The following is a 19,307-nucleotide window of genomic DNA, read 5'->3' as shown; positions in this document are numbered from 1 at the left end:
GTCAGAGGGCGATGTTGACGGCCTTGGTCTGGGTGTAGAGATCGATGGCCGAAGCGCCGAGCTCGCGGCCCCAGCCGGACTGCTTGTATCCGCCGAAGGGCATCGCGGTGTCGAAGCCGTTGTACTGGTTGATCCACACCGAGCCGGCCTTCAGACGCTTTGCCGTGCGGTGGGCCTTGGAGATGTCCCGGGTCCAGATGCCCGCAGCGAGGCCGTAGATGGAATCGTTTGCGGCAGTGATCGGTCCGTCGTCCGCGTTGAACGGCAGCGCTGCCACGACCGGTCCGAAGATCTCCTCCTGGACGATGGAGAATTCGGGCTTCACGTCGACGAAGACTGTGGGCTCGACGAAGTAGCCTTGATCGCCCCAGCGGTTACCGCCCGTCAGTGCGCGTGCGCCGTCGGCGATTCCCTCACGGAGGTAGCCGGTGACCTTGTCGAACTGCTCCTGCGAGACCAGCGGTCCGAGCTGGGTGGTGGGGTCGAGGCCGGGGCCGATCTTGACCTGGCTCGCAGCGTGCGCGACAGCCTCGGTGAACTTCTCGAAGATGGTGTCCTCGACGTACAGGCGAGTGCCCGCAACGCAGCACTGTCCGTGGTTGAACAGCCACGCGTTGAGCGAACCCTCCACCGCGGAATCGAAATCCGCGTCGGCGAACACGATGTTGGGGCTCTTGCCACCGAGCTCGAGCGTGACCTTCTTCAGATTGCCCTTGGCAGCGTCGACGATCTTCTTGCCCACCTCGGTAGAACCGGTGAACGCGACCTTGTCCACGTCGTCGTGCCCGGACAGTGCAGCACCGGCATCGCCGAATCCGGGAACGATGTTCACGACGCCAGGCGGGAAGCCGGCTTCTTCGAATACCTCTGCGAGAAGAAGTGCGGTGAGCGGGGTCTGCTCTGCGGGCTTGAGGATCACGGTATTGCCGGCAGCGAGCGCGGGTGCGAGCTTCCACGACGACATGAGCAGCGGGAAGTTCCACGGGACGATCAGTCCGCAGACGCCGATCGCCTCACGCAGTGTGTATGCATGAAACTCGCCGCCCGGAGAGAATGGCATCGACACGTTGACAGTGCTGCCTTCGATCTTGGTGGCCCAGCCTGCGTAGTAGCGGAATACGTCTGCGGCCCAAGCCACGTCGACGGCGGTGGCGATGGCAACGGACTTGCCGTTGTCGAGAGCTTCGAGCTGACCGAACTCTTCGGCGCGGGCACTGAGAATGTCGCCGACGCGCCAGATCATCCGCTCGCGCTCGTTTGCCTTCATGCGTGACCAGGGGCCGTCTTCGAAGGCCGTGCGAGCGGCGCGCACTGCGCGGTCGATGTCTTCGGCCTGTCCGTGTGCCACGTCTGCGAGCTTCTGTCCGTCAGCCGGGTTGTACGTCGCGAAGGTCTGACCCGAAGCGGCGTCGACGAATTCACCGCCGATGTAGAGCTTCTTCGGTCCGTTCAGGAAACCCTGTACCGCGGAACTGATGGTGTGTTCGGCTACTGCCGTCATCGGAAACTCCCCTGAAGTAGTGAGGTGCGAATGTGATGCACGCCATACTTCCGCGCTTCCGAGGGTGCTAACTGTCCGAACTTTGTACAACTGGAATCGGACAGCGAACTACACAGTGATGTCCAGCGCCCGCATACGTGTGTAGAGAGTGCTTCGGCTGATGCCGAGCTGCGCCGACGCGTGAACCTTGTTGCCGCCGCAGTCTTTCAACGCTCCGATGATCGCTTGACGCTCGGCTTTCTCCAGCCCCGCCAACCGCGACACCTTGGTGGTGGTGCGGTAGTCCTCGGGCAGATCGGCGACGTCGATGCGGTTGCTGGAGCGATCGCCTGAGGCGCGATGCAGCACGACGCGTAACTCGGCCAGATTGCCCGGCCAACTGGCCGCCGCGAGCGCTTCGGTAGCGCTGGCGGTCAACCTCAGTTCGGGCGAGATCCCTTCCAACATGACTTGTGCCAACTCGGCGATCTCTGCTTGTCGCTCGCGCAGTGGGGTGATGACAACCCGGGAGGCGCATCGTGAGAGCAGCGATGCGATGGTCGGCGGTAGATCCGCTGCCGCGCCGCTGGTCAGTACGATTTTCGGCCCCTCGGCGCTGGCGTCGATCAGGTCTGCGACCAGCGGCAACACCGAGTCAGGAAGGAGCTGTACCTGTTCGATCACGACAACGCCCGAACGCTTACGTGCGGCTCGCACGAGATCGGTGACCCACTGCTCACGGCCGTCGAACGCGATTCGCGTGGCATCGAGCCAACTCGCGTCGATGCTGCCGACGACGTCGGATGCTGCCGAGGTTCGGCCCGAACCCGCCTCACCCGAGATCGCCACGGCGGCAGAACCAGCCCGCGCTCGCACCAAGTCTCGGCGCAGTCGTTCGCCCGGAGACGGGGCCCGCTCATGAGTTCTACGGATCGGCGCCCGTTCACGCTGGAGTGGTTCGACCAGGAAGAGCGCCCCGCCGTCCGCCCCGGAAATCCGGTCGGCCTGAACTCGCGCCAGCGCACCGGACGCCAATTCGACTGTCACCAATCGTGATTGATCCGGGTTGAGGTCGGCGATCAAGGAACGGAGCGACACGTGATCAGCAGTGTCCAGCAGGTCGAGGGCGGTTCGATTGCTCAGCAGGATGTCGTCGCCGATGGCCGCAACGGCAATGTGTCGCTGATGCGAAACTCGTTGGAATGCGTCGACCAGTCGCTGCTCCGACGCTTTCGAGCCCTCGAGCAGTCGCTTCTCGATGTCCGCTGCCGCACGCGCAAGGAATGGCGCGAACAGCGGGTTGGCCTGCGAGACAACGCCGGTCATGTCGAGAATTCCCTCGACGCGGCGGGTGACGGGATGCAGGATCGGCTGGCCGTAGCAGCTCAATCCTTTGAGGCTGTCGAGGAAATGCTCGTCACCGTGGATCACCACACTGCGTCCGACCTCGAGCGGCGTACCGAGCGCGTTGGTACCAGCGTGCTCTTCGCCGAAGCGTGAACCGTTGACGACGCCCAACCGCTCGATCGTCCGCTCGACTCGACTGTCGGAGTACACCGAGGCGACCACTCGGCAGTCCCGATCGGCCAGCAGGACGCAGAACCCGGTGCCCGCGATCTGTTGCGAAACCTCGTCGAGCACAGGTGCGGCGGCCCGAAGCAGACGAGACTCGCCGTCCTGCTCCTCGGTGTCCACGGCGATGGCCGACGACGGGTCGAGGCCACTGAGTCGAGAACGCTTCCAGGAGAGCGCGATCTCGGGGCGTACCGGCTCACGCTCCCCTGGGTTCGCGGACATATTCTCAGGCCTGACCGATCAATTCGATCGCCTGTTCTCGCATCGCGATCTTGCGGACCTTGCCCGTGATTGTCATCGGGAACTCGTCCACGACGTGGACGTACCGCGGAATCTTGTAGTGCGCGAGCTTGCCGGTGCAGAATGCACGGACCGAATCGGCGTCCAGATCGTCTGCGCCTTCGCGCATCTGGACCCACACCATCAATTCCTCGCCGTACTTTGCATCGGGTACACCGATGACCTGAGCATCGAGAATGTCGGGGTGGGTGTAGAGGAATTCCTCGATTTCACGCGGATAGACGTTCTCACCACCGCGGATGACCATGTCCTTGATGCGTCCGGTGATAGCGACGTACCCGGCCTCGTCCATCACTCCGATGTCTCCGGTGTGCATCCACCTGGCAGCGTCGATCGCCTCGGCGGTCTTCTCCGGGTTTTCCCAGTAGCTGAGCATGACCGAGTACCCACGTGTGCACAGCTCACCAGGTTCGCCGCGCGGTACCGTCAACCCGGTTGCCGGATCCACGATCTTGATCTCGAGGTGCGGCCCCACCCGTCCGACCGTTTCGGTGCGCTGCTCGATCGAATCGTCCGAGCGAGTCTGCAGCGACACCGGTGACGTCTCCGTCATTCCGTAGCAGATGGACACCTCTGCCATCCCCATGCGATCGATGACCTGCTTCATCACCTCGACCGGGCAGGGTGAACCGGCCATGATGCCGGTGCGAAGGCTCGACAGATCGAAGCTCTCGAAGTCCGGCAAGGCCAACTCTGCGATGAACATCGTCGGAACGCCGTAGAGGGATGTGCACTTTTCGGCCTGAACAGCTTCGAGCGAAGCACGCGGATCGAACGCCGGACCCGGAATGACCATGGCGGCACCGTGAGTGGTGCACGCAAGGTTGCCCATCACCATGCCGAAACAGTGGTAGAACGGCACCGGGATGCACACCCGATCCACCTCGCTGTAGTGGCACAACTCGCCGACGAAGTAGCCGTTGTTGAGGATGTTGTGGTGACTGAGCGTCGCGCCCTTCGGGAAACCGGTAGTGCCCGAGGTGTATTGGATGTTGATCGCGTCGTCGGCCGACAATGCGGCTTGGGCAGCGGCGAGCGGAGCCGGATCGTTTGCCTGCGCCGCCAACCCGTCTGCAAGCACTGAGTCCCACTCGGGTGAACCGAGCAGGATCACCGACGTCAGATCGGGGCACTGCGGCCGCACCGTCTCGATCATCGACGCGTAATCCGACGTCTTGAAGCTCGCCGCAGACACCAGCGTCGAGATCCCGGCCTGTTCGAGCACGTACTGCAACTCGTGCGAGCGGTACGCCGGGTTGATGTTGACCAGGATCGCCCCGATCTTTGCCGTCGCGTATTGCGTGAACGTCCATTCCGGACAGTTGGGAGCCCAGATTCCTACCCGATCGCCCTTCCCCACACCACGGGAAAGTAGTCCGGCAGCGAGCCCGTTCACCTGCTCGGCGAACTCCCGGTACGTCCATCGTCGACCGCTGGCGTGGTCGATCAACGCATCGCGGTCGCCGTGTGCGGCAACCGTGCGATCCAGGTTGTCTCCGATGGTGTCGCCCAGCATCGGACCGTCCCATACTCCGGACGTATAGCTGGGCAGCGGGGTACTCATGTGTTCTGTCCTCTCCGGTTACCTGTTCAGGCACCTATGAGAGGGGCCGCCGCAGCGGACCCTCTCATCTACGAATTTACTCGATTCGGTGTGATGCACGACATACTTCCCGGTGCGGGGTGGCCGTAACTGTCTGAAGTCCGGACACCCCACCCGCCTGCTGTGCGCCTTTATTAACCGCCGGCGGTTAATAAAGGCGCACAGTGGTTACAGCGCGTGATCCTTGGTCTCGACGAGCGCCCAGGTGCAGATCAGGCTCAGCACACCCAGGATCGCCAGCATGACCCCGATGGCCATGCTCCCGTAGGCCGAGGCCAGTGGTGCGGCGATCAGCGGCGGCACTGCGCCACCGAGCACTCCGGCGAGGTTGTAGCCGAGGCCGGCACCGGTGTAGCGGTAGCGGGTCTGGAACATTTCCGGAAGCAGCGCACCGCAGGGGCCGTAGGCGATTCCGAAGATCATCAGCGTGCCGAACATTCCGATGACGAAGGCGATCGGCGATCCCGTGTCGAGGAGCGGGAACAGCACGAGAGCCCAGACGACGGCCAGACCACACGAGATCATGATGACCTTGCGACGCCCGATGCGGTCCGAGTACAGAGCGGAGACGATAATCGCCGCACCGAAAACGAAGGCGGAAGCGATACCGACCGACAGGACGAACGGGCGGGAGAAGCCGAGAGTCTTGGTTCCGTAGCTCGTGAGGAATGCCGTGCCCATGTAGAAGAACGCGAAGAGGCAAGCCAAGGCGCCGGCCGAGAGCAGGATCTCCTTGGTCTGGAACCGCCAGGCATCCAGGAACGGGAGGGTGCGAGGTGCTTCGTTCTTCTGCTCTGCGACGCGCTCTGCCTGCTCCGCCTTGAAGACCGGAGTCTCCTCGATAGCGAGTCGCATGTAGAGGCCGATGCCGACCAACACGATCGAGAACAGGAACGGAATACGCCAGCCGTAGTCGAGGAAGGCCTGGTTGGTATCGCCGAGGACAGCGCCGGTGATGAGGAAGGTACTGCTCGAGAGCACGAAGGCAATTGCGGGGCCGAGCTGCGGGAACATCGCGTACAGACCACGTTTGCCCGGTGGAGCGTATTCCGCGGTAAGCAGGGTTGCGCCTGCCCATTCACCACCGACCGCGAAGCCTTGGCCGAATCGCAAGAGCACCAGGATGATCGGAGCGGCGACACCGATAGTTGCCGCACCGGGCAGCAAGCCGATCAGCAGCGTCGAGATGCCCATGAGCAGGAGCGTCGAGATCAGAGTCTTCTTGCGACCGATGCGATCGCCGAAGTGTCCGAACAACATTGCGCCGACGGGGCGGGCGATGAAGGCGACTGCGAAGGTCGCAAACGATGCGACAGTTCCCGCGGTGGCACCGAGTGCGGGGAAGAACACCGTCGGAAAGACAAGTGCTGCAGCAGTTCCGTAGATGAAGAAGTCGTAGAACTCGATGGTCGTGCCGATGCAACTCGCGATGGCGACGCGCCGCACGCTGGTGGTCTGCGGGGGTTGCGTCGCACCTGCGGCACTCGCGCCCCCGGCGCCGGCGGCACTGGTGCCGCCTGTGGGAGAGACTGTGGTCACTCGATTCCTCCGTGGTCCTATGGTGTCGCCCTGTGGGCATCACCGTCGATAGGAGGAAAGGTAGTGATGTGGCTCACCCCCGCACTACCCCCGAAAGGGGGTAAGAGTGACTTCGGTCACGACTTGTATGCAATGGTAACGAGTTTCACGACCTCGAACACAACGTGGGCCGCACGATTCATTTCTCACGAATCGGGCGACCCACGCTGAGCGGAGTCAAAATCCAAAGCTACGAATCAAGCCTTACCGGCAGCCCCGAACAGTTCCTGACGGATCTCTCCCCACACCGTGGCGTAGGAGTCGATGATCGGTTCCGAGATCCACTTGGACTCCCCCGCTTGGACTTTCGCGAGAGCATCCGAGAAGAGGTCCTGGTAGCGGGACAACCGCGGAACGAACGCTGACAGATCGTCGAAGAGGTTTGCCGCTCGACGATCCAGCTCCGCAAGGGAATCCGCGTCCGCACTGCCGATCAGCGCGATGAATTCCTCGTCCAGAGGCAGGAAAGTCTCGTACACCTCGCCGATGGAGTCCTCGTCGATCGAAACCCGCTCCGCGTCCAGCTGATCTTCGAGTTCTGCCAAACCCTTGTCGGTCAGGCTGATGGCGTCTTCCGCTTCGACCGCTTTGCCCTGCGCGACAAGTGCGTCGTACGCAGCTTGACCGGAGGCCGCGCTGACGCCCAGGTGCTCGGCCAGGACGACCGCTCCGACCCGCTCCTTGAGACGTACTGCCTGGAGCAGCGCCAACTCGTCCACATTGCCAGCGAAGGCCATCGATTTCTCCTACTCACGTGCCGCCACTGCGGCTCCAGCATCTCAGCGGACACCCAAGGGTTTCCGCAGCCCGACAAAGGGCTCGACAGAATCAGATCACACGCTGATCGATCGTTGTGAAGTCACCGCAGCAAGCCGGCTGTCAGGCGACGGTATCGACCTGATCGGGAATCACGCTGCCGTCCTCGCGAGTGACGGCGCCTTTGGCCCCAGCCGCGTCGGTGTACGCGTCGGTCGAGCAACGATAAGGTGCATCCGCCTGGGATTTCGGTTCGATGAACATGGGGTTGACCAGCCATTTTCCATCACTGTTGTCGTAGGCGTTGCACATCAGTTCAGGGTTGTTGCGGTTGATCACCAGACGCGCACCGGTCGCATCTCCGAGGAAGGTCACGTCGGTGACAGAATCACCGGCAGCAAATACCTGACGCCGATCGGCGGCCAACTGCTCGAACGCCGTAGGCCCGACGACCCCGTAGACAACCTCGTTGACCTGGCACCGCTTGCCGTCGATGTACGGAATGACCGAGTCGTCGCCGTCCGCAACGCCACCACATCCACGAAGGCGGCCGGTCAGAACACCGTCCTCGGCGATCGGCCGCACACCCATCACGTGATCGGCGTCCAATCCCAGCTGTTCCGCCCAGACTCGAACTACCGGTTCGGCCGACGCGGAGATGATCCGCACGTCGAATCCATGAGCGCCGAGGGATTTCACCAAATCTTCGATTTGCGCGTAGTAACGCACCGAGCCGTCGACTTCCGTGGTACCGACGATCTGATCGGATCCTTCTGCGGCAGCTAGATTCTCGGCGCGTGCGGCGCGCGCGTACTCGGTGATCTCGTCCTCGGTGTGCCCCGCCATCAACTGCACGGCCCACGCGTACGCTGCCTTGGTCCGGCGGTGATCGTAACCGTCGAATGCGGCCTGCCCGTCGCGAGTCTTCTCTTCGAGTACCGCAACGATCTCGTCGGCGCAGTCGACGTCGGTGCTGGTTGCCAACGGTTGTCCCGGCGCGGTCTCCGAGCCACAGGCGGCGGAAAGTGCGGCAGCGCCGGCTGGCGTCATGAAGCGACTGGTGGTTGCCCAGTCCCCTCCGGCAGGCTGTAACACCTTGTTGTTCTTGATCATCCAGAATGCAGTGGCGCTTCCGATGTCGTTCTTGACAACTGTGTTGTCCCAGTCGAAGAGCGCCAACGGAGCACCCTTATCGACATCACCTGCAGCACCGCACGTCCCGAACTCCGCGATCATGGAGTCCAGCTTCGTTCGGTTGTCGCCGTACCAGACAAGACCTGAATCCAGTGGCGCGCAGGATGAACCACTCTGCGCCGCATCCTCTTTCGGAGCACTTTCGGCTGAACTACAAGCAGTTGCACTCAACAGAACACTACCTACGGCCAACGCGCACAGGGCGCGGGCATGCAGCGAACGGAACATCGATTCCCTCGTTTTCGTCGTGATTCGGGTACGACGGCACACCCGAGTGTCGATCGACCCGGGTATGCCGTGCAGCTGTCAATTAATCGAGCGTCAGCACTTCTCCCGACGCAACGGCGTCGGCGCGAGAGGTGTCCTTGAGGTCGACGCCGGAGCGGCCCAACTGGCGCGCTCCCGCCACCAACCCCAGGACGACACGAGCGGCCTGCTCGTATCCGAGCCCCTCGGGTGGGTGGACATTGGAAATGCAGTTTCGATCCGCGTCGGTGCGACCGACGCGTGGAAGGTGAGTCAGATAGATCCCGACGCTGTCCGCAACAGAGAGCCCTGGACGTTCGCCGATCAGGACGATCGCCGTCTGCACTCCCATCGCGGCGGCGATGTGATCGCCCAGTGCCACACGCGCGTTCGTGGCGATCACGGGCGGCGCTATGGAATACCGCTCTCCCAGCACCGTGACCAACGCGGACAGGAGTTGTTCGCCGTGGTCCATCAGCGCGCGCGGCGACAGTCCGTCGGCGAGGATGAACCCGATCTCCTTGTCAGAACTCGAGATCGCACTCAGGTCGGCAGGCTGGCGTCCCAGATCTGGTCTCCGGAGATACTCGCTGCGCGAGGAGACACTGCTCGCCACGACCACCGGCGCCCCGATACCCACCCCTTCGACCCGACTGGCAAGCGTCTGCGAATCGAGTGGCTCGTGGACTGCGTCGCGCGCGGCGGCGTGCGCTGCCTTGAATTCGAGAACCCGCTTCGTGGGCAACGAATCACCGGCGCGACCCAACCCGATACGCGATTGTGTGGTCTTGCGCAGTGGACCCCAGAAATCGAGGATCGGAGCCTGATCTTCGGTCATGAGTTCACCGTCAAAGCCCGCAGCGGCGACATTTCGGCGTCGATCGGAAGAACCCGACCGTTTGCGTCGGTCATCCCCAAATTGTGGAGCCAGGTCTCGAACTCCGGGGCGGGCTGCAAACCGAGGACCTTACGTACGTACAGCGCGTCGTGGAACGCCAGACTTTGATAGCCGAGCATCACGTCGTCAGCGCCAGGAACCGCGATCACGAACGCAGCGCCGGCGACGCCAAGCAAGGTGAGGAGGTTGTCCATGTCGTCTTGGTCGGCTTCGGCGTGGTTGGTGTAGCAGACGTCCACTCCCATCGGCAGTCCGAGCAGTTTTCCGCAGAAATGATCTTCCAAGCCCGCGCGAATGATCTGCTTGCCGTCGTAGAGGTACTCGGGGCCGATGAAGCCGACCACCGTGTTGACCAGCAGCGGTTCGAGATCACGTGCCACCGCGTATGCCCGGGTTTCGAGTGTCTGCTGATCGACCGGGGCTCCGCCGGTGCCGTGGTGCGCCCCTGAACTGAGGGCGGACCCCTGACCCGTCTCGAGGTACATGACGTTGTTGCCGACCGTTCCGCGGTTCAACGAACGCCCGGCCTCATTGCCCTCGCGCAACAGCGGAATGTTCACTCCGAAACCGGAGTTGGCGCCTTCGGTGCCGGCGATCGATTGGAAAACCAGATCGACCGGCACCCCCGATTCGATCAATCCGATCGTGGTGGTCACGTGCGAGAGCACACACGACTGAGTTGGGATCTCGAAACGCTGACGGATGTCGTCGAGCAGGTGGAGCAGATCCGAGGTGGCCTGGGGAGAGTCCGTCGCGGGATTGATACCGATGACGGCGTCGCCGCATCCCATCAGGAGACCGTCGAGTGTTGCCGCCGCGATGCCGCGTGGATCGTCCGTCGGATGATTTGGTTGCAGTCGAGTGCTCAACCGACCAGGCAGACCGATGGTCGTACGGAACCCCGCGGTGACCGTGATGGCCTTGGCGACAGCGATCAGGTCCTGATTGCGCATGATCTTGCTTACCGCGGCAACCATTTCCGGGGTGAGCCCGGGACTGACGGCAGACAAGCGTGCGGAAGCTTCCGGCGCCGACGCCGTCTCGAGCAACCAGTCTCGCAGTCCGCCGACGGTCAGGTGCGCCACCGGTGCAAAGGCCAGGCGATCGTGGCTGTCGATGATGAGCCGAGTGACCTCGTCGTCCTCGTACGGAACCACAAGATCCTCGAGGAATACAGTCAGGGGAAGGTCAGCCAGAACCCATTGGGCAGCAGCACGTTCGGCGTCGGAGCTTGCCGCGCAACCGGCGAGCTCGTCGCCCGAGCGCAGCGGTGTCGCCTTCGCCATCAGATCGACGAGACCGTCGAACGAGTAGTTGGTTCCGGATACCTGCTGGTGATACTTGGCCATCCCGCGACTCATCCCAATTCTTCTTCCGCCTGTGCAAGTACAGCAAACTCCTCGTCCGGCGAGTTGGCAACAAGGTGGTGGCGACTGTAGAGACCGAAGTACGCCATGAGAACACCGAAGGCGACCAACGTCAGCAGTGCTGCAACGGGATCCACCAGGAAGGTTGCCACCACGGACACCGCTGCGATCACGAGTGCAAACGAGGTGGTGGCGATACCGCCGGGAGTGCGGTACGGGCGCGGCATGTTCGGCTCACGCTTGCGAAGGACGATGTGACTCACCATCATCAGGACGTAGCTGACTGCCGCGCCGAACACGGCCATGTTGAGCAACATGGCACCTTCACCGGTAAGTGAGAGCGCGAAGCCGATGATTCCGGGAACGACGAGCGCGAGAGTGGGGGCCTTGCGCTTGTTGGTCACCGACAGGTTCTTCGGCAGGTAGCCGGCGCGGGAGAGCGCAAACGTCTGACGTGAGTATGCGTACATGATCGAGAAGAAGCTCGCGACCAGACCGGCAAGCCCGATGTAGTTGACCGCCTTTGCCGCTCCGCTGTCCCCCAAAGCCTCGACGAGCGGATTTCCGGAGGTGGACAGGGCATCGGCACCGAGCGCGCCGGTGGCGAGGAAGAGAACCGTTGCGCCTGTGACGATCAGGATCAACATACTGATGATGATGCCGCGAGGGACGTTCTTCTCCGGCTCCCGTGCTTCCTCGGCGGCCAGCGGTACACCTTCGACGGCGAGGAAGAACCAGATCGCGAAGGGCACGGCGGCCCAGATTCCCAGCAGACCGAACGGCAGGAACGACGACGATCCGACTGCGCTGGTGTCGACGGCGATATCGGTGAGGTTGGACGAATCGAAAAGGCCGACAGCCGAAACCGCGAACACGACCAGGCCGACGAGTGCGATGGCCGTGATGATGAACATCGCCTTGAGTGCCTCACCGGCACCGGTGAGGTGAATGCCGATGAAGATCGCATACACCGCGAGGTACACCCACCACCCGTCGGTGATCCCGAACAGGTTCAGGGACTCGACGTACGCACCGATGAAGGTCGCGATCGCCGCGGGCGCTATCGAGTACTCGATGAGAATTGCTGTGCCGGTGGCAAATCCACCCCAGGGCCCCATGGCCCGTCTGGCGAACGTGTATCCGCCACCCGCAGCCGGAAGCGCCGAAGACATCTCGGCCATACCGAGCACCATCGCCAGGTACATACCCGCGATGACGACGGCCGCGATGAGAAGGCCACCGAAGCCGCCTTCGGCCAATCCGTTGTTCCAGCCGGCGTAGTCACCGGAAATCACATAGCTGACGCCCAACCCCGCAAGCAGCACCCACCCTGCTGTTCCCTTTCGGAGTGTTCGTTTCTCCAGATACGAATTGTCTTCCGCGTGGAAGTCGGCGCCGTCGTGGTGTGCACCCGCGGCACCGGCGTTTTTGCCGGTTGCGTGGTCGGAAAGAGACATGTCCATCCTCTGAATCGGTCAAGAATGAGACGACGCACGGTGGATGCGTCGCGTGAAATGAACGGTATGTGGGCGATGTACGGAGAAGGTCGCCTGGAGATGACCGCGCTGTTAACTGGCTGTCATGTGGTCGGCCCCCGAGTTTCTTCAGGCCCGGCGCGCCGCACCCGGCACCGGGCAGGCATCGACGGCCTCGGCGACCACCTGGGGAACCGTCGGCGGCAAAGGCCGCACGCCCGCTTCCCAATCTGCGCCGACGAGAATGCTCGACGCGCCGAGTGCTTCGTTCTCTTCCGGCGTGAATGCCCTTGCTCGACTGAGGAATCTGAATCCTTCAGGAGACTCCAAGCTGAATCCACCGCCTCGCCCGGGCACGACGTCCAGAACCAACTGGGTGTGCTTCCAGGCTTCGAACTGTGATCCGGAAATCCAGACCTGTACAGCGTCCGTTCCGGTGGGAAGGTCTTCGGGAATCTCTCCGACAGCAAGCCGGAGGTCGACAATTCCGAGTAGTACGTCACGGTCTCCGACGATGAATTCCCCTGAGGGATAACACATCGGGGCGGAGCCGTCACAGCATCCACCGGATTGATGCATCATCAGTTCGCCGTGAGTCCCGCTGAGGCGGCGCAGGAGGTCAGCCGCCCCAGCGGTGGTCACCAACCGGGGTGGAACGGCGCCGGTATCGGGTGTGACCGTGGCGCTCATTCCAACCTCCGTGTTGTTGTGCAGGTGTGCATGTTGCAGTCGTGCTCACCGGCACCCGCAGCGAGGGGCTCACGGGTGCCGGGGGTCGATCAGAAGAAGCCCTGAGCCTTCTGGGCGTAGCTGACCAGGAGGTTCTTGGTCTGCTGGTAGTGCGAGAGCATCATCAGGTGGTTCTCGCGGCCGATGCCGGACTGCTTGTATCCACCGAAGGCGGCGTGTGCCGGGTACTGGTGGTACGTGTTGGTCCAGACGCGACCGGCCTGGATGTCACGGCCAGCGCGGTACGCAACTCCGCCGTCGCGGGACCAGACACCGGCACCCAAACCGTAGAGGGTGTCGTTGGCGATTTCGATGGCCTCGTCGTAGTCCTTGAACGAGGTGACCGAGACGACTGGTCCGAAGATCTCCTCCTGGAAGATGCGCATCTTGTTGTTGCCGGTAAAGACAGTCGGCTGGACGTAGTAGCCGCCGGACAGGTCTCCGCCGAGTTCGGCCCGCTCGCCGCCGGTGATGACCTTGGCGCCTTCGGCCTTGCCGATCTCGATGTACGAGAGGATTTTCTCGAGCTGGTCGTTGCTGGCCTGCGCGCCGATCATGGTGTCGGTGTCGAGCGGATCTCCTTGGCGCACAGCCTTGGTGCGGATGGCTGCCATCGCGAGGAACTCGTCGAAGATGTCTTCCTGGATCAGCGAACGCGACGGGCAGGTGCAGACCTCGCCCTGGTTGAGGGCGAACATCGTGAAGCCCTCGAGCGCCTTGTCCTGGTAGTCGTCGTTGGAAGCGAGAACGTCGGAGAAGAAGATGTTGGGGCTCTTGCCACCGAGTTCGAGGGTGACGGGGATGAGGTTCTGCGATGCGTACTGCATGATCAAGCGACCGGTGGTGGTTTCGCCGGTGAACGCGATCTTCTTGATTCGCGGGCTCGACGCCAGCGGCTTTCCGGCCTCGACGCCGAAGCCGTTGACGATGTTGAGAACACCGGCAGGCAGCAGGTCACCGATGATGCCGATGAGGTGCAGGATCGAGACGGGTGTCTGCTCGGCAGGCTTGAGCACGATGGCATTGCCGGCAGCGAGGGCGGGCGCAAGCTTCCACACGGCCATGAGGATCGGGAAGTTCCACGGAATGATCTGACCGACTACACCGAGCGGCTCGTGGAAGTGGTAGGCCACGGTGTCGGAATTGATCTCCGAGAGCGAACCTTCCTGTGCGCGAATAGCTCCCGCGAAGTAACGGAAGTGATCGATGGCGAGCGGAATGTCGGCGTTGAGGGTCTCGCGGATCGGCTTGCCGTTGTCCCACGACTCGGCGAGTGCGATGGATTCGAGGTTCTCCTCCATACGATCAGCGATCTTGTTCAAGATGATCGCGCGCTCGGCGACCGAGGTCTTGCCCCAGGCCGGAGCTGCTGCGTGCGCTGCGTCGAGAGCGAGCTCGATGTCTTCTGCGGTGGAACGGGCCACATCACAGAAATTCTGTCCGGTCACCGGTGTCGGGTTCTCGAAGTACTGGCCCTTGACCGGAGCAACCCATTCGTTGCCGATCCAGTTGTCGTATCGAGACTGGAAGGACATGATCGCGTCGGCGGTACCTGGGCGGGCGTACACGGTCATTGCAAGCTCCTATGTAAACGTGTTCTTCCTGGGCGCACCCACCAAATCGGTGACTGCAATCCCACCCCCCGGTGGGGTGTGATTCACAACACTAGGAGTTGCAACGTTGCAAGTACGTTGCGTGCGAGAGACGAAGCTGAATCTCAGATGCCCAATTGGCGGTCGAGGAGATCAATTCTTGCTTGGACCTGCGAATACAGCGGAGATTGCGGATCCAACGTGGACAGGTAGGCCTCCCACACGACGGAGTCTTCGCGGCCGTGTACGGACGTGGTCCACCGAGCCAGAAGGTTGGCGTCACCTCCACGCAGCAAAGCCGCCTGCACCCTGGTGCGCAGCTCTTCCCGGACCTCTTCGATCCCAGGAGAGGCCGAGCCGGCCAGCACGGGGCCCGAATACAGTTTCATCGCCGTCGCCGCGTCGCCACGATCCAACGCTGCGCGCACGTCGCCGACGTCTGTCGTGAACTCCGTGATGATCCGATAGGGTCGCGAAGCCAGCCGGTCGGCGCCGAAAACCTTACGAAGCCGCGACATTTCCGCGCGAATGGTCACTGCGTCGAGTTCACCCTCGTCGAGCAGGACTGCAAGGTGGTCGGAGCTGAGACCCTCCGGATGTTCGGAAAGCAGAAGGAGAATCTCGGCGTGACGCTGCGAAATCGGAATTCGGTCGCCGCCGCGAACCAACGTCGGCCGGCCTGCACCGAAGGTCTCGAGGCGTGGAGCCGTGGCGCTGAGTGGGATGGGCGAGTTCAAGAGGTGGAATCGCAATTCCGATTCGGCGGCAGCAACAGTTGCACGGATCAGCGACAGTACTTCGGGAACCGCGACCCTGGGTCCACCGGTGATGTCGATGGCACCGAGGATTTGCCCAGTGGTGGGGTCGTGGACGGGTGCAGCCGAACAACTCCAGTCGTGCACGGTTCGGTTGAAATGCTCGGATCCGAATATCTGTACGGAGTGATCGAGAGCAAGCGCCGTTCCCGGCGCGTTGGTACCGACACGATCTTCGCTCCAGTCGGCGCCTTCGACGAAGTTCATGGACAACGCCTTGTCCTTGGCCGAATTGTCACCCTCTACCCAGAGCAGTCGACCGTGTGCGTCACTGATCGCGATCAGCAAGCCGGTCTCGGCAGCATCTTCCACCAGCAGTTTCCGGATCACTGGACGTATCAGGGACATGGGATGCGCGGATCGATACTTTTCGAGCTCGAGCCCTTCGAGCATTTCAGGGTTGCCGACAACGTCGGGATTTACTCCCTTGTTGCGGCTCCGCATCCAGGATTCGAGCACGACCGAACGGACATGAGAGTCGTCGGTAAGTCCTTGGCCGGGCACGCCCCGGGCATCGATGAACGACTGATGGGCAGACGAAAGTCGCCGCGCTAGTAACGCGACGTCATCGCCTGGCCTGACCGCCACCCACGGGTTGCCGGACACAGCCTGTTCACGTGCCATATTTTGCGTTCCTCCGCTCCGTGGACCACTGTAACGCCGATCACAACTCATCGGCGAGAACGACCATTCGGTTTGCCTCTCAGCCCCTGCCTGTTGCCGCTCCTGGTCACTCGTCACCGAGCAGGATGGCGCTTGCTCGCTCCGCGACCATGACCGCGGTCGCGTGCGGGCCGCGAGTCGGGATCGTCGGCAGGATTGACGTGTCAACAATACTGAGCCCTTGCGCACCGATCACACGGCACCGACCATCGACGACTGCGAACGGGTCCGACTCAGCCCCCATCACGCAGCTACCGGACATGTGCAACGACGTTCCTAGCCGGGATTCGATCCACTCGTCGGTGTACTCCACAACGGGGCGGTCGATCAATCCTGTCTCGGCGATCGACGCGAGAAGATTCTCGGCGATCTGCATCCCTTCCCGAATGGCAGCTCGATCGTGCGCCGACGCGACGTAGTTGTATCGAATACGCGGCGCCCCAGCGGGATCCCCCGATGCCAGTTCGATGCTTCCCCGACTGCGCGGCGCCATGAGGACCACCCCGACGCCGTGATCCATGCGAGGCACACCAGGAACCAGGTCCGTGAAAGACGCAGTGTACGGACGGATTTCGAGTTCGGCGAGATTGAGGGCCGTCTCCAGCACCGGAGTCTGTGATCGAATCGTGCGGGGCGTCGAAAAATGGTACGGCAGCAGCACTTCCGGATGGTCGACGAAGTTCTGGCCGACGCCAGGTCGGTCGAGGATGACGGAAACTCCTTGCTCTGCAAGTTGTTCCGCCGGACCGATGCCGGAATTCAAGAGAATATGTGGCGTCGCCACCGCACCCGAACACACGATCACGTGGTCGGCACGAATGCGCCGGACGTTACCGCCGTCGAGTACGTCGACGCCGATCGCTCGGGTTCCCGAGAATGCGATACGAATGACGTTCACGCCGGATTCCACCCGCAAATTCGGGCGGTGCAACACCGGCATCAGATAGGCGACCGCAGTACTGATCCGACGATGATCCGATACGTTCAGCGGCACCCGGCCGACGCCGAACGAGTCAGGCGCATTTTTGTCGACGTCGTCGGGAAAACCAGCTGCGAGTGCTGCGGCCTGGAACTCACCGCTCAGTGGATGCAGTTGGTCCCACGCTCGCCGCTCGACCGGGATCGGACCGCCGCTCCCGTGGAACTCGCCCTCGAAATCACGATCGGATTCGGACTTCTTGAAGTACGGCAATACGTCGTCGTATCGCCACGAACTCGGCCAGTTTTCGAAATCGGCGCGGGTTGCGCGGGTGAAGTACGCGCCGTTGACAGCCCCGGACCCACCGAGTGTCCGCCCGCGCGCGATCGTGGACGCCCGACGCGGTGTCAACTCGACCGGATACGTCCACGTGTATTCGCTCGCAGGTCCAACCGGCAGTCGGTACGGATCACTCAGGACGTCCGGAAGTTCGAGCGCCGAACGGTATCCGCTTCCCGATTCGAGGAGCATCACCGTGGCGGATGGATCTTCACTGAGCCTGGCTGCGACGACGCAGCCACACGTGCCACCACCGACAACCAGAAAATCTGCGTAGTCGGCTTCTGTCACTTGGTGATTCGAGGTTTCAGCGCCGCACAGTCGCGGGCGTCGAATGCGCCACGCCAGAGTCCGGCTCCATAAGCGATGTCGTCTGCTCGTTTGAAGAAGACGTACCGAACCGGTCCCAGTCCGCCTGGCTCACGGTGGCGATACCAGTCCACCAACCCTTCGGCGACGGCCGCTGCGACGGCCAGTCGTCGTATTCGACGGGAGGCGATCACCGCCAAGAGCGTCACGGGCCAGTAGTGACGACACATCGCCGATGCGAGTTGCCAGAATCCGCCGACACACCCTTGCGCGGTGAGGATGGCCGCGATCCGGGTGGGCTGACTCAGACCGGTGAACATTTTTCGCAGCCGGTAGACGGTGAACAGCAAAGCGCCGAGTGCGCCGGCAAGACCGGAACGTGTCAGTGTTGCGGCGGCGATGCATGCGAAGAGCGTCGAGAACGACATCGCCATCGGCGGAACCGAACCCTCGTGCCTGGCAGCCAACGGCGCCGCACCCGTCCCGTAGAACGCACGCCTGGCGAACCACTTGTCGAACTGCACTCGATGATCGTGAGCGACGTGCGCTACCGGTTCGTACCTCAGGCGCCAACCAGCAGCCTGTAGGCGCCAGCAGAAATCGACGTCCTCGGCTACTTCGAGACTCTCGTCGAAACCGTTGCATTCGAGCGCTACGTCGCGCCGGACGATCACGGCGGCGCTGGGGACATAGGCGACCGGACTGCCCGATTTCACCGCAGCTTCCTTGCGTCCGAGGTCGAGAGACGATCGCATATTCTCGTACCGCGCCAGCGCCGTCCCGTATGGATCGAGGGCGACGATGCGGGGCGCAACGAGGGCAACCCCTGGATCGCTGAAGTGACCCAACATCAGCTCGAGCCAACCGGCACGCGGGATGACGTCGGAGTCGAGGAAAGCTACGAAACGTGTTTGGGCCGAACGCAATCCCGAGTTTCTCGCTGCCGAGGGTCCGCGGGCACTCTCGTGCCGGACCACTGTGATGGTGCCGGTGCCCGGGCAGGCGCGACGGGGCTCCACCGGCACTTCCGAACCGTCGTCGACAACGATGACGGTCAGATCCTTGAGGACGGGCAATAGGCGTTCGACGCCGGCCTGGTTGTCCTTGACCGGAATCACGACCGTGACATCGGCAGCGGACGGCGTCGACATCGGACGAGGATTCGCGACACCCGAATCGAGAAGGTGTCGCGCAACCGCAGCGCTCTGCTGATCGACCACCTCGAGGAAGCCGTCACCGATCATCGCCGCAGCCGTCGGAGCCAGCTTGAGCATCCGCGTCGGAGATCCGCCGATGAGTACCCGGCCACCCGAGTACGTGCGCACCTTGGGGTCCAACCGAATGCCGAAGCCGTCGGGGAGTCTTGCTGGTCGCATCAGGTGATCGTAAGGGACGTAGCCCGTCGTGCTGCAACTCGTCGCAGCCTCGAAAGCCGTCGCAGGTGGACCGTCCGCCCCCACTCGGTCGTG

At 62.7% G+C, this 19,307-nt stretch carries 14 protein-coding genes; all 14 read right to left on the bottom strand.

Going from position 1 to position 19,307, the window contains the following annotated elements; all coding sequences use genetic code 11:
• Nucleotide 1: 1 nt before the first annotated feature.
• Nucleotides 2-1,501, bottom strand: a complete 1,500-nt coding sequence (locus tag ACFWAD_RS25335) for an aldehyde dehydrogenase family protein (protein ID WP_019744236.1) — start codon at nt 1,499-1,501, stop codon at nt 2-4.
• A 108-nt stretch (nt 1,502-1,609) separates the two neighbouring features.
• Complete coding sequence (locus ACFWAD_RS25330; RefSeq protein ID WP_378548803.1) at nt 1,610-3,277, bottom strand: sigma-54-dependent Fis family transcriptional regulator; 1,668 nt, start codon at nt 3,275-3,277, stop codon at nt 1,610-1,612.
• Nucleotides 3,278-3,281: 4 nt separating this feature from the next.
• Nucleotides 3,282-4,919 (bottom strand): AMP-binding protein, encoded by a 1,638-nt coding sequence (locus ACFWAD_RS25325; protein WP_378548800.1) that lies wholly within the window; start codon nt 4,917-4,919, stop codon nt 3,282-3,284.
• 207 nt (nt 4,920-5,126) lie between these two features.
• On the bottom strand, nt 5,127-6,497 hold the full coding sequence (locus ACFWAD_RS25320; protein ID WP_378447250.1) for an MFS transporter: 1,371 nt from the start codon (nt 6,495-6,497) through the stop codon (nt 5,127-5,129).
• 236 nt (nt 6,498-6,733) lie between these two features.
• Nucleotides 6,734-7,273, bottom strand: a complete 540-nt coding sequence (locus tag ACFWAD_RS25315; RefSeq protein WP_378548797.1) for a hypothetical protein — start codon at nt 7,271-7,273, stop codon at nt 6,734-6,736.
• 142 nt (nt 7,274-7,415) lie between these two features.
• Nucleotides 7,416-8,714: an HAD family hydrolase gene (locus ACFWAD_RS25310; RefSeq protein WP_378548794.1), complete on the bottom strand. Its 1,299-nt coding sequence runs from the start codon at nt 8,712-8,714 to the stop codon at nt 7,416-7,418.
• 82 nt (nt 8,715-8,796) lie between these two features.
• The gene (eutC, locus tag ACFWAD_RS25305) at nt 8,797-9,570 is read right to left on the bottom strand and encodes an ethanolamine ammonia-lyase subunit EutC (protein WP_378537764.1); all 774 of its coding nucleotides are present in this window, start codon (nt 9,568-9,570) and stop codon (nt 8,797-8,799) included.
• Complete coding sequence (locus ACFWAD_RS25300) at nt 9,567-10,991, bottom strand: ethanolamine ammonia-lyase subunit EutB (RefSeq protein ID WP_378548791.1); 1,425 nt, start codon at nt 10,989-10,991, stop codon at nt 9,567-9,569. Before ACFWAD_RS25300 ends, eutC begins: the two co-directional genes overlap by 4 nt.
• Complete coding sequence (eat, locus tag ACFWAD_RS25295) at nt 10,988-12,460, bottom strand: ethanolamine permease (protein ID WP_003941913.1); 1,473 nt, start codon at nt 12,458-12,460, stop codon at nt 10,988-10,990. Before eat ends, ACFWAD_RS25300 begins: the two co-directional genes overlap by 4 nt.
• Nucleotides 12,461-12,601: 141 nt before the next feature.
• The gene (locus tag ACFWAD_RS25290) at nt 12,602-13,162 is read right to left on the bottom strand and encodes a DUF779 domain-containing protein (protein WP_378537760.1); all 561 of its coding nucleotides are present in this window, start codon (nt 13,160-13,162) and stop codon (nt 12,602-12,604) included.
• Between the two features lie 89 nt (nt 13,163-13,251).
• Nucleotides 13,252-14,775 (bottom strand): aldehyde dehydrogenase, encoded by a 1,524-nt coding sequence (gene adh / locus ACFWAD_RS25285; protein ID WP_007730158.1) that lies wholly within the window; start codon nt 14,773-14,775, stop codon nt 13,252-13,254.
• 143 nt (nt 14,776-14,918) lie between these two features.
• Nucleotides 14,919-16,232, bottom strand: coding sequence for a helix-turn-helix domain-containing protein (locus ACFWAD_RS25280; protein WP_019744245.1), 1,314 nt, complete (start codon nt 16,230-16,232; stop codon nt 14,919-14,921).
• A 106-nt stretch (nt 16,233-16,338) separates the two neighbouring features.
• Nucleotides 16,339-17,820: a mycofactocin system GMC family oxidoreductase MftG gene (mftG, locus tag ACFWAD_RS25275; protein WP_378548788.1), complete on the bottom strand. Its 1,482-nt coding sequence runs from the start codon at nt 17,818-17,820 to the stop codon at nt 16,339-16,341.
• Nucleotides 17,817-19,214: a mycofactocin biosynthesis glycosyltransferase MftF gene (gene mftF / locus ACFWAD_RS25270; RefSeq protein WP_378537756.1), complete on the bottom strand. Its 1,398-nt coding sequence runs from the start codon at nt 19,212-19,214 to the stop codon at nt 17,817-17,819. Before mftF ends, mftG begins: the two co-directional genes overlap by 4 nt.
• Nucleotides 19,215-19,307 lie beyond the last annotated feature (93 nt).

The sequence above is a fragment of the Rhodococcus sp. NPDC059969 genome, from assembly GCF_042738325.1.
In the GTDB taxonomy this organism is placed as follows: Bacteria; Actinomycetota; Actinomycetes; order Mycobacteriales; family Mycobacteriaceae; genus Rhodococcus_F.
Note: the sequence above shows the minus strand (reverse complement) of the source record. Positions and strands in the feature narration are given on the sequence as shown.